Origin of the sequence: Erythrobacter sp. KY5 (genome assembly GCF_003264115.1) — a bacterium.
Lineage (GTDB): Bacteria > Pseudomonadota > Alphaproteobacteria > Sphingomonadales > Sphingomonadaceae > Erythrobacter.
Window position 1 is genome coordinate 2,187,761 of sequence record NZ_CP021912.1, and the last position, 15,365, is coordinate 2,203,125.

The following is a 15,365-nucleotide window of genomic DNA, read 5'->3' on the forward strand; positions in this document are numbered from 1 at the left end:
GCTCATTCAGCAGGCTCGCCGGGCTCCCAGCCTTCGGCATAGCGCGCAAACCACGCGAGGATCGCGGAGGCTTTCGCAGCGCTTTGTGACGGCCTTGCGGTGATCGCGTGACTGGCACCGGGAACGCGGATTAGCGTGGTCGGCACTCCTGCGAGCTGGAGCGCGGAATAATACTGCACCGCTTCGCTGACCGGAGTGCGATAATCCTCGCCCCCGACGACCACCAGCGTCGGCGTCTGCACATTGCCGATCAGGGAAAGCGGCGACTGATCCCAGAATTTCTGAGGGTTTTCCCAAGGCCGTGACCCGACCCAGTAGAGCCCGAAATAGCCAGTCCCGTCAGCCGTCAGTGCCTGAGTGGTCCAGTTGATGACCGGTTTCTGTGTCGCGGCGGCCTTGAACCGGTTGGTCTTGCCCACAATCCACGAAGTCAGAACTCCGCCCCCCGAACCGCCAGTGACGAACAGCTTGTCGGGATCGGCAATGCCAAGCTCAATCGCGCGATCAACGATGCTGATCAGGTCGTCAAAATCCTGGCCCGGATAAGCCTTGTCGATCTCCTGAGCGAACCCTTCGCCATAGCTGGTGCTTCCGCGCGGGTTGGCCGACAGAACGGCATAGCCGCTTGCCGCGTAGAGCTGGTTGTCGGTCGAGAAGTGCGGGCCATATGCTGCAAACGGTCCTCCGTGAATCTCAAGGATCAAGGGGACCCGCGTTCCTTCGGTGTAGCCCGGCGGAAGCGTCAACCAGCCCTGCACTTCCTGCCCGTCATGGCTTGACGGGGTCGTGATTGCGCGCACTTCGCCAAGACGCTTGGTCGTGAGCAGGCTTGCATTGAGCCGGGTCAGATAACGCGCATTGCCGCGCTGTGTGACTTTGACCTCGGGCGGGCGGGTCGCAGTGCCGCCTGTGAAAGCGACCGTTCCATTATCGGCGACCGAGAAGCTTCCTCCGGTGTAGGGCCGATCAAGCCCGCCGCCGGAAACGCCTTCGACCACATCGCGGACCGAACCGTCGAGCGACATGCGTGCAACGAAGGTTTCACCGCGCTTGTCGTACTGGACGTAAAGCGCGCGCGAATTGGCGTCCCACTCCATAGCGTCGGGACTGAAATCCCAATCACCGGTCAGCAGCCGCGAATTGCTGCCATCGGCGTTCATCACATAGATTTCTGTCTGCTCGTAAGCGCGTCCCTCATCGTCGAATCCGACATAGGCGATCATCGAGCCATCTGGTGAGACCTGAGCCCCGCTGTCAGGCCCGTCGCGCGTGGTCAGCTGGACAAGCCCCAGCGAGCGCGTATCGACAGACCAGATGTCCGCCTCCACCGGGTCGGTCTGCCAGTTAGGGTTGCGGTTCGAGCTGAAAAACACCCTGGCCTCATCTGCCGACCAGCTCAGCGGTCCGCCATCATGGTTGGGGCCGAAGGTCAGCTGTCGCGGTGCGCCTCCGGTTGCCGGGATGACGAAAATCTTCTGGAAGCCCGGCTTGATCTCACCTGCTCCATCTGCCCTGAAATTCACAAGGTCGGTGATCTGCAGGGCATCGGCCCACGTCGCGCCTTCGGGACGGTTCGATGGCGCGGAACCGAGCGATGGAGCGTTGTCGTCGACCATCATCACGTAAGCGATCTGAGTGCCATCGGGAGACCAGGTGATGTTCATCGGCGAGTTCGGCAGGCCGGTCAGCTTCACCGCTTCGCCGCTGTCCATCCACTTGACCCACAATTGCGCTCCGCCGTTCTGCGTCGAGACATAGGCAACGCGCGATCCGTCCGGTGACCAGCGCGCTCCGAAGGCAGCCCCCTCATTACCCGCAAACGGCCGTTCCTCTCCGCTTGCGACGTCGATCGACCAAAGGCTGTTCACGACCCGGTCGGTCATGATGTCGCTCTGACGGCGGGTGTAGATAATGGTCGATCCGTCGGGACTGATCTGCGGGTCGGTTGCGTATGCAATGTCGAACAGGTCTTCGCCCGTTAGCTGCGAGTTCGGACCGGTTCGCTGCGATCCCTTGCCCGTGACAGAGGCGACAGGCGTGCCATCGCTGGTCTGCGCGTTGAGGACCGCGGGCGGAACGGCAATCAGGGCAAACGCGCCAAGCGCGACAAGGGTTGATCTCATGGTGGGAGGCCTCTTTCTCGGGAGTTGTCGATCCCAAGTGATAAAGGCCCGCGCCATGCGGTCAATCGCGTAGTGAACAGCTGGAAATGGTGACCCCGGCGCGATTCGAACGCGCGGCCCTCAGATTAGGAATCTGATGCTCTATCCGGCTGAGCTACGGGGTCCCGCGCACCGCTTTAGCAGTGCGGGCTGTCCAATCAATTGAGTTCATCAGGTGGAGCAACAGGAAATGGCAGCGGAGCAACCGGCACGCCTTCATCCACCAGTGCCTTTGCCTCTTCAAGGCTCGCCTGCCCGTGGATCGGTGCTTCGTCACGCTCGCCATAATGCATCGCGCGCGATTGGCTGGCGAAATCCTTGCCGACCCACGTGCTGTTCTTGAGCGCCTTTTCCTGCGCCTTTGCGAGCGCGGTCAGGGCCTTTTGAACTTCGGGAGTGATCGGCGTGTTGGACACAGGCTGCGCATCGCCTGATCCGGCGGTCGCGGGGACAGGCATTCTCGCATCTGACGCCGTGTTGCTTTTTGCACCCACCGCAGGAGCCATCGGCGCCTTGCCGACCACGTCCGATCCGCAATGCGGGCAGCTTACAAGGCCGTGGGCCTTTTGATCTTCGTAGTCTGAAGACGAGCCGAACCAGCCCTCGAACCGGTGGCCCGCATCACAGTGGAGGTCGAAAACGATCATAACACTCTTCTAATTGGGAATTTAATTGGGAATTTCGCGGCGGTTAGCAAGGCTCGGCACCTGCGAGCGGACTTCTTTGATACGGGCAAGGTCAATGTCGCAAAAGGCGAGGCCCGGTGCCTCTCCGCCCATATCGAGCAGAACTTCGCCCCACGGATCGACGACTAGGCTGTGGCCATAGGTTTCGCGGCCGTCTTCGTGTTTACCAACCTGTGCGGCGGCGATGACGAAGGCGCTTGCCTCGATCGCGCGGGCGCGCAGAAGCACGTGCCAGTGCGCCATGCCGGTTGGTTTGGTGAAAGCCGCAGGGATAGCAATAGCGTCGCAACGGCGACTGCCAAGCGTCTCAAACAGCGCGGGAAACCGCATGTCGTAGCAGATCGCGAGGCCGAGCCTGCCGAGCGGTGTCTGATCCACGGCAACGACTTTGCGACCAGCTTCGTAAGCGTTGCTCTCTCGCCACGTCTCGCCGGTCGACAATTCCACGTCGAACATGTGAATCTTGTCGTAGGTGACAGGCTCGCTGCCTTCTGCGGAAAAGTAGAATGTTCGATTGGCGAATTTGGCGCTGTCTTGTGCGCCCACCGGTATCGAGCCCACCGCAATGTCGATCGAGTTGTCACGGGCGGCCTTCGCAAGCCGCTCGGCCATGAGTGCGGGCGCATTGCTGGCGATCCAGGGCGCGGCGCGTTTGCGATCACGATCCAGCAATACCGACATTTCAGGCGTGAACAGAACCCCCGCACCGCCCTCGCTCGCCTCTTTGGCGCCGCGCTCTATGGCAGCGCAATTAGCCTCCGGGTCGATCCCCGAAGTCATCTGCAAGACGGCGATCTTGGGCATTCAACCCGCCAGAAGCGCGTCGAGCTTGCCTTCGCGTTCAAGCGCAGCAAGGTCATCGGAGCCACCGACATGAACGTCGCCGATGAAGATCTGCGGCACCGTTCGTGCCGTCGGAGCGCGCTCCATCATCTCTTCACGCTTGGGCCCGCCCATAGTGATGTCGTATTCGTTGAATTCGACGCCCTTCTGCTGAAGCAAATGCTTCGCACGCACGCAGAACGGGCAGGCAAACTTGGTGTACATATCGATTTGCGGTGTGCTCATATCTCAATCCCATTGAGCCCGGCTGAAGGCCCTTGAAAGCGTTTTCGCCAGACTTAACTAGAGTGTGTCGCCCGGTTCCGCCAGTCTTGGGGAACATCCACGGACGACAAAAGCGGGTGCTGCATGAGGCAGGCCTGCACCAGAAACCAAATTGCTCAGACAAAGAGGATTTGAATTATGTCACGTCTCGATTTTACTCCGTATCGCCGTTCGACCGTTGGTTTCGATCGCCTGTTCGACATGATCGAAAACCAGGCCCGGCTGAATTCGGGAGACAATTACCCCCCTTTCAACATCGCTAAGAACGGCGAGGACAACTACCGCATCACTCTCGCGGTTGCAGGTTTCCGCCCGCAGGATATCGACATCACCGCTCAGGCAAACCTGATGGTTATTCAGGGCAAGAAGCGCGACGATGCCGATGAAGGTGCGGAGCTTTTGCATGTCGGAATCGCGAATCGCGGGTTCGAGCGCCGATTCGAGCTTGCTGACTATGTTCGCGTGGACAATGCACAGCTTGCCGATGGCCTGCTTGTGATTGATCTGGTGCGCGAAGTTCCAGACGCGATGAAGCCCAAGAAGATCGCCGTCAATTCCGCGACGACGCTGACCGCGGTGCCTACTGTCGAGGCAGAAGCCGGGTCCGAAAAGTCCGCTGACGCGGCCTGATCCAGACCTCCTGACGGTGGCACAAGGGTTTCGGAGCGATCCATGATCGCATTGAATTCCAAAACCTTGTGGACTTTTCAAAGATGTGGGGGCGGCCTGTAAAGGTCCGCCCCCGCGACACTGAAGTCGCCCCGCTCGACAATGATCATCCGGGTCGCAGAAGATGATCAATGCCGACACGAGCTCGGTGTAGCCAGGCTGCCGATCCATCAAGATCGGGGCGAAGCTGAAACTTTTTCTTGTCCCTCCAGACCCGAACCATGGTGTTAAAAACCCCCGTGATCCGGAGCCTACCCCTTTAGAAAAGCTGTAGGCTTGCGAGTGTCGTAGGGCGCAAATTGGCAGGCACGCAAGGATTAATTGCCAAGCTTGTACGAACACGACACATACCGACGCATTAAGGGTCGTTTCGGGACAACTACGAGGAAATCGGCTTGAAAAGCAGGAGATTTTGCGGGCCCCGCACGGTGCTGCGAAATCCCGAATTCGATACGATGTTTACAAGATATCTTATATCTGCCGCGTCTCTGGATCAGACCAGACGCGATTGTTCCAGAGCAGCGGCAATGAAACCGGCAAACAGCGGATGGGGATCGAACGGCTTGGATTTCAGCTCGGGATGGAACTGGACGCCGACGAACCACGGATGATCGGGACGCTCCACGATTTCGGGCAGCAGACCATCAGGCGACATGCCTGCAAAGACCAGCCCCTGTTTCTCGAGCGGTTCGATGTAAGCGCTGTTGACCTCGTATCGGTGACGGTGACGCTCTGAGATGTGCTCAGCGCCTCCATAGATCGCCGAGGTGTGGCTGTTGCCTGCAAGCTTGGCCTCATAAGCGCCAAGCCGCATCGTACCGCCCAGATCGCCGCCCTCTTCGCGCTGCTGGAGGCCTTCTTCGCTCATCCATTCGCTGATGATGCCGACAACCGGTTCCTTCGTCTCGCCGAATTCGGTCGACGAAGCGTTTTCGAAGCCTGCTTCGCGTGCGCCTTCGATACAGGCCATCTGCATACCGAGGCAGATGCCAAAGAACGGCACCTTGCGCTGACGCGCGAAACGCACGCTGGCGATCTTGCCCTCGCTGCCGCGCTCGCCAAAACCGCCGGGGACGAGGATCCCATGCATCGGCTCCAGCGCAGAGACGATTTCAGCCTCGTCTTCACCCTCGAAGATTTCGGCATCGATCCACTTGATGTTGACCTTGACGCGGTTGGCAAGGCCCCCGTGGACAAGCGCTTCGTTGAGACTCTTGTAAGCGTCTGGCAGGCCGACATATTTTCCAACCACGCCGATCGTGACTTCGCCTTCGGGGTTGAAGTAGCGGTCGGTCACGTCGTTCCAGCGCGAAAGATCGGGCGCAGGCGCGTCGGTAATGCCAAAGCCGCGCAGCACCTCTGCGTCGAGGCCTTCCTCGTGATATTGCAGCGGCACCGAATAGATCGAGGGCGCATCGAGCGCCGGTATGACCGCTTCCATGCGAACGTTGCAGAAATTCGCGATCTTGCGGCGCTCACCCTCTGGGATCGGGTGCTCAGCACGGCACAAAAGGACATCGGGCTTGATCCCAAGCGAGGCAAGCTCGCGCACAGAGTGCTGCGTCGGCTTGGTCTTCAGCTCTCCGGCAGCAGCGATGTAAGGCACCAGCGTCACGTGGACGCTCAATGTCTGGAACGGCTCAAGCTCGTTACGGATCTGCCGGATCGCTTCCATGAACGGCAGGCTTTCGATGTCGCCCACGGTCCCGCCAATCTCGCACAGGATGAAATCATGGTCGTCCTGATCCGCGAGAGCGAATTCCTTGATCGCATCGGTCACGTGCGGAATCACCTGCACGGTTGCGCCCAGATAGTCGCCGCGACGTTCCTTGGCGATGATGTCGCGATAGACGCGCCCGCTGGTAATGTTGTCGCTCTGACGGGCCGACACGCCAGTAAAGCGCTCGTAATGGCCGAGGTCGAGGTCGGTTTCCGCCCCGTCGTCAGTGACATAGACCTCACCGTGCTGATACGGGCTCATCGTGCCCGGATCGACGTTGAGGTAGGGGTCGAACTTACGAATGCGGACCTTGTAGCCGCGCGCCTGGAGGAGAGCAGCAAGCGATGCTGCCATGAGACCTTTGCCAAGCGAGGAGACCACGCCGCCGGTTATGAAAATGTACCGCGCCATGGGAGTTGGGCCTTAATCGTGATGAGGGATTCGAGGCAAGCGAATTGATCGGGTGAAGCCCGTCCAATCCACAAAGCTGTGATGAAACTGGTGTGTGAGCGCGCTTATTCGGCGAGCGGATCGTCGCTGGCAGGCTCTGCGTTCACCGGATTTTCGCCAAGCAGGTATTCGAGATCTGCCGGATCGGACGCAGCGCCATCTGGCGACACGCCCGCAGGCGCACCTTCGCCCAGCAGGTCAGCCGCGCTTGGCGCGTTGACGTCGCGGTCGAGGTCCGAACTCACGTCACCCATGCTCGATTCGCTGACTGCCAACGCGGCAAGAAAGATCGAAAGCGCCACAAAGGCGATGGCCAGCCAGCGGGTCGACTTGGTCAGGAAGTCAGCCGCACCGCGCGCACCCAATGCGCCCGAAGGATTGCCGCCAATACCCAGGCCGCCGCCTTCTGAGCGCTGCATAAGGACAACGCCCACGAGCGCAGCAGCCACGATGGTCTGGATGACAGTGAAGATGATAAAGAGCGACATGATCCCGGCTGTGTTCTTCTGTGTAAAATCGTAAATTGCGAATGCGTTTGCATCGCGCATCTAGGGATGCACGCGCCTCTCGGCAAGTGTGACGCGGATGCTCGCCCTTGCTGCCTTAGACTTCGTCAGCTTCGCCGGCCGCCAGCGCGATCCCCATGAAGCTGTCGGCTGCAAGGCTTGCCCCGCCGACCAGTGCCCCACCCACTTCGGGAGCAGAGAGGATTTCGCCAGCATTTTCAGGCTTAACCGAGCCGCCATAGAGGATACGGACTTCTGCGCCGGCTTCCTCGCCATACATCTTGACCAGCAATGCGCGGATTTCTGCGTGCATCTCGGCAATATCTTCGACCGTTGCCGTTTTGCCCGTGCCAATCGCCCAGATCGGTTCATATGCGACAGCCAGCTTTTCGGCGGCATCTTCGATCTCGTCGGGAAGCGATGCCTTAAGCTGCTTCTTCACGAATGCGACCGCCTTGCCCGCGTCGCGCGTCTGCTCGCTTTCGCCGCAGCACAGGATGATGCGCAGACCGGCAGCAAGCGCCGATTCGGCCTTGGCGCGCACGGTTGCGTCTCTTTCGCCGTGGTTCTGCCGCCGCTCGGAGTGGCCGAGGATTACGAATTTCGCGCCCGCATCGGCAATCATCGCAGCGGAAATGTCGCCGGTATGCGCGCCGCCATCTTCGTGATGACAATCCTGCGCACCCACGGCGATCTGCTCTGCCTCGCGATGAATCGGATGGATCAGCGTATATGGCGGCGCCAGCGCCACTTCGACTTTCATATGCCGCTGAGCGGCGCGGTCGATCGCGCGCGCTTCTGAGAGCATGGCGCGGGTGCCGTGCATCTTCCAGTTTCCAACGATATAGGGCCGCTGGGACATCAAGTAATCCTGTCTATGGTGAAGCTTGAATTCGAATCTTGGTTGACCCGATTTAGGGTCAGGGGGCTGGGTCGGCTAGCGGAGGCGCAAGATTTAGTCAAAAGCTCCGCCAACCTGTTGCCGGGAGGTCGCAGGGCCGATAAAGCGCTGAACTCTCCCCGGTCGAGGTTTGGGCGCGCGCCTGCCAGCCCTTTGCCCCGGACCGAGCCACAATTGCTTTATCCACCGCCACAAGGGCAAGTTTCGCGCGCATTTTCGCCAACGCGATCACACAAAACCGGAAGCCAACAAGAATGATTTCGCTGTTTCGCAACTTCTTCCAGTCGAAAATTGGCCTGCCAATCTTCATCGGGTTCCTCGTGCTGGTTGCCCTTGCCTTCGCAGCTTCGGACATTTCGGGGTCCGCGACCTTTGGCGGGCTGACAGGTGACGACAAGGTCGCGGTCGTGGGCGGCGAACCGATCAGCAGCAACGAGATGAGCGGCGCAATGAACAACGCGCTGGACCGTGCGCGCGAGCAGAACCCGACGATCACGATGCCTCAGCTTGTTGCGAACGATGGCCTCAATCGCGAGCTTGAGCTGCTGATTGATCGGTATGCGATTGGCCAGTTCGCTCAGAAATACGGCCTGCGCGCGGGCGATAATCTGGTAAACAGCGAGATCCTGCAGATCGGCGCGTTCCGCAATGTCACCGGAGAGTTCGACCAGGCGACCTATCAGGCAGCGCTGCGCCGCCAGGGGATCACCGATGCGATCCTTCGCAAGGACATTGCTGACGGCCTGCTTGCACAGCAGCTCCTTCGCCCCGCATTCGCCGCACCGCAGCTGCCGCGCGCCGCTGCCCGCCAGTATGCGGCGCTGGTGATTGAACGGCGTCAGGGCCAGATCGCACTTGTCCCGAGCAGCGAATATGCACCTGAAGGCGATCCGACTGCGGAACAGCTGAACAATTTCTACAGCGAGAATCGCTCCGACTTCATCCTGCCCGAACGCCGCACGATCCGCTTCGCACGGTTCGGTGCCGACAGCGTGCAAAGCGTTGCGGACCCGACCGATGCGCAGATTGCGGCCCGTTACGAGGCTGACGCCGCGCAATATGCAGCGCAGGAACGCCGCGCGATCAGTACTTTCGTCGTACCGACCGAAGCGGCCGCACAGGCTCTTGTCGAACGTATCCGGGGAGGTCTCAGCCTCGAAGCGGCCGCAAGGCAGGCAGGCTTCAACGTGTCGGCAGGCGAGCTGCGCGACCGCGAGAGCATGGCTGCATCAACCAGCTTTGCACTTGCAGAAGCAGCCTTTGCTGCAGACGAAGGCGATGTAATCGCGCCTCAGCGGTCCCAGCTTGGCTGGTATGTCGCGCGGGTAGACGATGTCGAGAACACCCCTGCCCGCTCACTCGCAGACGTTCGCAGCGATATTGTCGCTCAAATCCGTAGCGAAGCTGTCGCTTCTCAACTGATCGAACTCAGCTCGCAGATCGAAGAGCTCGTCGATACCGGCACCTCGCTGACCGATGCGGCAACGCAGTTTGGTCTTGAAGTCACCGCCGTACCGGGTGTGCTTGCTGATGGACGCCTTTACGGGACACCTGGCCAAAGCCTCAATCAAGCGATCCGTCCCATCCTCGAAACTGCGTTCCAGATGGATGAAGGCGAGCCGCAGCTGGCAGAGCTGGTCGCGGGCGAGCAGTTCCTGATTTTCGACGTCGCGGACATTACGCAAAGCGCAGCGCCGCCGATCGCCGAAGTGCGCGAGGAAGTGACCGCCGCATGGCGTCGCAGCGAAGGCAATCGCGTCGCGCAACAGGCAGCCAACCGCATTCTCGAAGCGGTTCGCGCAGGCACTCCGCTTGCCGAAGCGATGCGGGCAGAAAATCCGGCCCTCAATCAGATCGAACGGATCGACCTTGAGCGCCGCGAATTGCTGTCCAATCCGAACCAGCGTGTGCCCTCTGCCCTGATCCTGATGTTCTCGATGGCGCAAGGGTCGACCAAGATCCTTGAGGAAGAGAACGATCTGGGCTGGTTCCTCGTCGATCTTGACGAAATCGTGGTGCCGGACGTGGCGAACGACAACCCGATCCTCGATCAGACGCAAAACTCGCTCGCTCAGGCTCTGGCCGGAGAGTACAACGCGCAGTTCGCCGCCGCAGTGCGCGAGGAAGTCGGCGTCGAACGTAACGATGAAGCAGTCGAAGCGCTGCGTCGTCAGCTTGCCGGCGAAATCTGAGCAAGGACATTTTCGTAACTGCCGTGACCGCAACTCCCGCATCCTTTCCGATCGGGCTAGAAAACGCTGCCGGGGCCGCGAGTGCTCTTGAACGCGGCGCCCCTGCGCTTGTCTGGCGCAAGGTCGTTGCCGACAGCGACACGCCTGTGGGTGCGGCGCGCCGCCTGATCGTGCCCGGACGCGGAGACTTCCTGCTGGAATCGGTCGAAGGCGGCGAAGTGCGCGGGCGCTATTCGCTGCTCGGCCTTGATCCCGACCTCGTCTTTCGAGCGAGCGCAAGCGAAGCGGCGATCAACCGCACATGGAAGGCGAACCGCGATGCTTTCGAGCCATGCGAAGGCGATGCCCTGAGTGAGCTTCGCGCGCTCGCCGATGCATGCCGCGTCGACGTGCCCGAGGGGGTTCAAAACCCGCTTCCCCCCGCCCTCGCCTGTCTGGTTGGCTATTTCGGGTATGAAACGATCGGCCTTGTCGAAACGCTCCCGCGCGCGCCGCAGAGCGAGCTTGCATTGCCGGACATGCTGTTCGTGCGCCCCACGGTGATCCTTGTCTTTGACAGATTGAGCGACGCGCTTTTCTGCGTGGCACCGATCTGGGAGGCCGATGATCCGCACGCAGCCATCGAAGCGGCGGGAGAACGCATCGACGAAACCCTGCGCGCCCTCGTCCAGCCTCGCCCGGAAGCGCCCCGTATGGCGGCTGACACGCCTGAACCCGAACTCACCCCGGTCATGGCGGGAGAGGATTACAAGGCGCTCGCCCTTCGCGCGAAGGAGTACATTCTTGCAGGCGATATTTTCCAGGTGGTGCTGGCCCAGCGCTTTACGTGCCCGTTCGAATTGCCGCCGCTTGAGCTTTATCGAAGCCTTCGGCGGGTCAATCCTTCGCCCTTTCTCTATTTCCTCGACCTGCCCGGTTTCGCCATCGTCGGCTCAAGCCCGGAAATTCTTGTGCGTGTGCGGGATGGAGAGGTCACGATCCGGCCAATCGCAGGCACCCGCCCACGGGGCGAAACTCCCGCGCTGGACCGCGAGAACGAGCAGAGCCTTCTGGCCGATCCGAAAGAACGCGCCGAACACCTCATGCTGCTCGACCTTGGTCGCAACGATGTTGGCCGGGTGGCAGCACGCGGCAGCGTAGAGGTGACTGACAGCTTCACCATCGAACGCTACAGCCACGTCATGCACATCGTGAGCAATGTCGTCGGCCGCCTTGCAAGCGACAGGGACGCGCTCGATGCGCTGTTTGCAGGCTTTCCGGCGGGCACCGTATCAGGAGCGCCCAAGGTGCGTGCGTGCGAAATCATCGCTGAGCTCGAACCCGAGACCCGCGGAGCCTATGCTGGCGGCGTCGGCTATTTCGCACCGGACGGGTCGGTGGATTCGTGCATCGTTTTGCGCACCGCGGTCGTGAAGGACGGTACCATGCACGTTCAGGCGGGCGCAGGCATCGTTGCCGACAGCGACCCGGACTACGAGCTTGCCGAATGCCGCGCTAAGGCGGGCGCACTCATCGCTGCGGCGAAAGAGGCCGTGCGTGTCGCAAGCGAACCGGGATTTGGACAATGAAGCGCAGCGCAATCATCCTGAGCGCCCTCGCCCTTGCGGCATGCGAGCAGCAACCGGCTGGCGAACCCGTCGTGAGAGCCGAGCTTAGCGATGCGGTAGCGGGCGATGAACTCGCCGCTCTCGAAGAGCTGGTGCCGGATGTTGGCGGAGTGCCCGATCCAAATTCGGCCTGCCTTCCGGTCACGTTTGAAGAGACCTCGCTAACCCACTGCACTGCCGATCCAGCCACCCATCGCATCCGCACTTCACTTGCTCCTGCAAGCGGCGAAGAGTTCGGCACGATCAGCGCCTGGGCCGCCGGCCGCAACGAGAGTGCAATCGCCTTTGTCATGAATGCCGGTATGTATGGCGACGACCTGCGCCCGCTGGGCTACTTCGTGCAGGATGGCGAACGGCTTGCCGAGCTTGATCGCGGCGAGGGTTCGGGCAACTTCTACATGAAGCCTAACGGGGTCTTCTTCGGCACCGGCGGCAATTGGAACATCGTTGAAACCGGCGTATTTCTGCGCACCATCGGCACGCGGCCCGCATTCGGAACTCAGTCCGGTCCAATGCTCGTCATGAACGGCGAGCTTCACCCCGAATTTCAGGAAAACGGCCCCTCGCGCGCGATCCGCAATGGGGTGGGCATTGACGAGGAAGGCCGCGCTCATTTCGTGATTTCGAACGAGGCAATCAGCTTCGGACGCTTCGCCCGTTTCTTCCGCGACGAATTGCAGACCCCCAACGCGCTGTTCCTCGACGGCAACATTTCCTCGCTCTGGAATCCAGCATCCGGGCGAATGGACGAACGCCGCGTCGGACCGCTGTTGGTGGTGGAGAGAATTGATGATTAACTCGAACATGCTCGACTACAAACGCACGCTCTATCCCGAGATCGAGCCCTATGAGACCGGTATGCTGGACGTTGGTGAAGGCCACCAGCTTTATTACGAGCGCGTCGGCACGCCGGGTGCAAAGCCTGCGGTGTTCCTGCATGGCGGCCCCGGCGGCGGTATGGCTCCTACGCACCGGCGGCAGTGGAACCCGGAATTGTACGATGTCTTGCTGTTCGACCAGCGCGGCTGCGGCAAGTCGCTGCCTTTCGCGGAAATCGAGAACAACGACACCTGGCGCATCGTCGAGGACGTTGAGCGTCTGCGCGACATGTGCGGGCATGAAAAATGGCAGGTGTTCGGCGGCAGCTGGGGCGCGACGCTCGCGCTCGCCTATGCCCAAAAGCACCCCGAGCGCACCTCCGAGATCGTGCTGCGCGGCGTATTTCTCGCCCGCCAGAAGGAAAAGGCGTGGCTTTACGAATATGGCGCGAGCGAGATTATGTCGGAGCAATGGGACCAGTTTACCGGTCTCATTCCCGAGGGTGAGCGCGGCAATCTCGTCGAAGCCTATCACGACCGCCTGACCAGCGAAGACGAGGCCACGCGCCTCGCCGCCGCCAAAGAATGGTCGCTGTGGGAAGGCACGGTCGCGACCCTGCTCCCCAACGACGCACTGCTCGCCGATTTCGAAGATCCGGCAAAGGCTGTCCCCTTTGCCCGCATCTGCGCGCGCTTCTTCCTCAACGACTTCTACCTCGAGGAAGCGCAGCTGCTGCGCGACGTCGACAAGATCCGCGACATCCCGACAATCATTGTGCAGGGCCGCCATGACATCTGCACCCCGCCCACCAGCGCGTGGGAGCTAAAAAAGGCCATGCCCGAGGCCGAGCTGTGGATGGTCCACGACGCAGGCCACTCGGCAAGCGAGCCGGGCATCATTGACGGACTGGTCCGCGCAACCGACAAGCTGGCGGGCAAGACCGCTTGAGACCATGAACCAGATCCTCGTCATCGACAATTACGACAGCTTCACCTTCAACCTTGTCCATTACCTGATGGAACTGGGCGCGGATGTGCGTGTGGAGCGCAATGACGCGATCAGTGCGAGCGAGGCGCTGGCGACGAATGCGAGCGGGTTTCTGATCTCGCCCGGTCCTTGCACTCCCAATGAAGCGGGTATCAGTCTCGATCTCGTCGCCGCCTGCGCGGATGCCGAGAAGCCTCTGCTTGGCGTGTGTCTGGGCCATCAGGCAATTGGTCAACATTTCGGCGGCACGGTCACGCGCGGCGGGTTGATGCATGGCAAGACCTCGCCGGTCACACATGAGGGAACCGGCGTTTTCGCTGGCCTGCCCTCGCCCTTCACCGCGACGCGCTATCACTCGCTGATCGTCGAGGACATCCCCGAGGCGCTTGAAGTGAACGCCAGGTCCGATGACGGTTTCGTACAGGGCTTCCGCCACGCAGACCTTCCCATCCACGGCGTCCAGTTCCACCCAGAAAGCATCGCGACCGAGCACGGCCACGACCTGCTCGCCAACTTCCTGCGCCTGTGCGGGATAGCGACGCCAGAAAACGAGAACATTCCCGCATGAAGACGCTCCCCCTCGCCGTACCTCACATGAGCGAGACCGAGGCCGAGGAGGTCTTCGGCTGGATCCTCGATGGCGAGGCGACGGACGAGGAAATCGCGCGCTTCCTGCTCGCCATGACCGAGCGCAGCGAAACGGCTGACGAAATTGCCGGTGCAGCGCGAGCCCTGCGAGCCCGCCTAATCCCGATTGAAGCGCCAGAGGGCGCGGTCGATTGCTGCGGAACGGGCGGCGACGGGCATCATACGCTGAACGTCTCGACCGCGGTGAGCCTCGTGGTCGCGGCCTGCGGCGTGCCGGTGGCAAAACACGGCAACCGCGCTGCCTCGTCCAAGTCGGGGGCGGCGGACACTCTGGAAGCGCTCGGCCTCGATATGGACGCAGCCGGACGCACGGCGGAGAAGGCGTTGGCACAGCTCGGCATCTGCTTCCTGTTTGCAAAGAACCATCACCCTGCCATGGGCCGCATCCAGCCCATTCGCCTTCAGATCGGCAAGCGCACGATCTTCAACCTCATGGGACCGCTGTCGAACCCGGCAGGCGTGAAGCGCCAGCTGATCGGCATCGCGCGCCCCGGTTACGTCCCGATCTATGCCGAGGCGAAAGCGAAGCTGGGTACGGAGCGCACATTCATCGTTTCGGGCGACGAGGGCCTCGACGAACTCAGCCTAGCGGGCGGAAACGAACTTGCCGATGTCACCGGCAACGAATTTGCAATGCGCCGTGTCGATGCATCGGACGTAAATCTCCCCCACGCCCCGGTCGAAGCGATCCGCGGAGGCGATGCGCAGCACAATGCGAAGGCCTTGAAGGCGCTGCTCGAAGGCACGCCCGGACCATACCGAGATGCCGTTGTGCTGAACGCTGCGGCGACTTTGGTGGTTTCAGGCAAGGTTGATGAATGGGCCGATGGCGCCGCCATGGCGGCCGAGGCGCTCGACAGCGGAGCGGCGGCAAAGCTGCTTGCCGACTGGATAGAGATGGCGGTCTGACG

14 protein-coding genes and 1 tRNA gene are annotated in these 15,365 nt (G+C 61.3%); 7 read left to right on the top strand and 8 right to left on the bottom strand.

Features of this window, described 5'->3' with window-relative positions; all coding sequences use genetic code 11:
• Window positions 1–2 precede the first annotated feature (2 nt).
• The 5 genes from CD351_RS10355 to grxC form a co-directional block, all read right to left on the bottom strand.
• On the bottom strand, window positions 3–2,123 hold the full coding sequence (locus CD351_RS10355) for a S9 family peptidase (protein ID WP_111992581.1): 2,121 nt from the start codon (window positions 2,121–2,123) through the stop codon (window positions 3–5).
• An 87-nt stretch (window positions 2,124–2,210) separates the two neighbouring features.
• Window positions 2,211–2,287 (bottom strand) — tRNA-Arg (locus tag CD351_RS10360).
• 33 nt (window positions 2,288–2,320) lie between these two features.
• Window positions 2,321–2,809, bottom strand: coding sequence for a DUF1178 family protein (locus CD351_RS10365; protein ID WP_111992582.1), 489 nt, complete (start codon window positions 2,807–2,809; stop codon window positions 2,321–2,323).
• A 21-nt stretch (window positions 2,810–2,830) separates the two neighbouring features.
• On the bottom strand, window positions 2,831–3,652 hold the full coding sequence (locus CD351_RS10370; RefSeq protein WP_111992583.1) for a carbon-nitrogen hydrolase family protein: 822 nt from the start codon (window positions 3,650–3,652) through the stop codon (window positions 2,831–2,833).
• On the bottom strand, window positions 3,653–3,916 hold the full coding sequence (gene grxC / locus CD351_RS10375; protein ID WP_111992584.1) for a glutaredoxin 3: 264 nt from the start codon (window positions 3,914–3,916) through the stop codon (window positions 3,653–3,655). It lies immediately after the preceding gene.
• Window positions 3,917–4,093: 177 nt separating this feature from the next.
• Here grxC and CD351_RS10380 point away from each other — a divergent pair, with 177 nt between their 5' ends.
• Window positions 4,094–4,585: an Hsp20 family protein gene (locus tag CD351_RS10380; RefSeq protein ID WP_111992585.1), complete on the top strand. Its 492-nt coding sequence runs from the start codon at window positions 4,094–4,096 to the stop codon at window positions 4,583–4,585.
• Window positions 4,586–5,117: 532 nt separating this feature from the next.
• Here CD351_RS10380 and CD351_RS10385 read toward each other — a convergent pair.
• From CD351_RS10385 to tpiA, 3 genes are all read right to left on the bottom strand, one after another.
• Window positions 5,118–6,755, bottom strand: a complete 1,638-nt coding sequence (locus CD351_RS10385) for a CTP synthase (RefSeq protein ID WP_111992586.1) — start codon at window positions 6,753–6,755, stop codon at window positions 5,118–5,120.
• A 104-nt stretch (window positions 6,756–6,859) separates the two neighbouring features.
• Window positions 6,860–7,282 carry a preprotein translocase subunit SecG gene (gene secG / locus CD351_RS10390; protein WP_111993703.1) on the bottom strand — a complete coding sequence of 141 codons (423 nt, stop codon included), beginning with the start codon at window positions 7,280–7,282 and terminating at the stop codon, window positions 6,860–6,862.
• 115 nt (window positions 7,283–7,397) lie between these two features.
• Entirely contained in the window at window positions 7,398–8,162 is a 765-nt protein-coding gene (tpiA, locus tag CD351_RS10395; protein ID WP_111992587.1) for a triose-phosphate isomerase, read from the bottom strand.
• Window positions 8,163–8,455: 293 nt separating this feature from the next.
• Between tpiA and CD351_RS10400 the strand changes: the two genes are divergently transcribed.
• The 6 genes from CD351_RS10400 to trpD are packed head-to-tail and all read left to right on the top strand — an operon-like array spanning window position 8,456 to window position 15,363.
• Window positions 8,456–10,393 carry a SurA N-terminal domain-containing protein gene (locus tag CD351_RS10400; RefSeq protein WP_111992588.1) on the top strand — a complete coding sequence of 646 codons (1,938 nt, stop codon included), beginning with the start codon at window positions 8,456–8,458 and terminating at the stop codon, window positions 10,391–10,393.
• A 50-nt stretch (window positions 10,394–10,443) separates the two neighbouring features.
• A complete protein-coding gene (trpE, locus tag CD351_RS10405; protein WP_111993704.1) occupies window positions 10,444–11,961 on the top strand; it encodes an anthranilate synthase component I in 1,518 nt (505 codons plus the stop codon).
• Window positions 11,958–12,797, top strand: a complete 840-nt coding sequence (locus CD351_RS10410; protein WP_111992589.1) for a phosphodiester glycosidase family protein — start codon at window positions 11,958–11,960, stop codon at window positions 12,795–12,797. The genes trpE and CD351_RS10410 overlap by 4 nt, the downstream gene beginning before the upstream one ends.
• Entirely contained in the window at window positions 12,790–13,767 is a 978-nt protein-coding gene (gene pip / locus CD351_RS10415) for a prolyl aminopeptidase (RefSeq protein ID WP_234027102.1), read from the top strand. The genes CD351_RS10410 and pip overlap by 8 nt, the downstream gene beginning before the upstream one ends.
• Window positions 13,768–13,771: 4 nt before the next feature.
• Entirely contained in the window at window positions 13,772–14,374 is a 603-nt protein-coding gene (locus CD351_RS10420; RefSeq protein WP_111992591.1) for an aminodeoxychorismate/anthranilate synthase component II, read from the top strand.
• Window positions 14,371–15,363: an anthranilate phosphoribosyltransferase gene (gene trpD / locus CD351_RS10425; RefSeq protein ID WP_111992592.1), complete on the top strand. Its 993-nt coding sequence runs from the start codon at window positions 14,371–14,373 to the stop codon at window positions 15,361–15,363. Before CD351_RS10420 ends, trpD begins: the two co-directional genes overlap by 4 nt.
• Window positions 15,364–15,365: the final 2 nt, after the last annotated feature.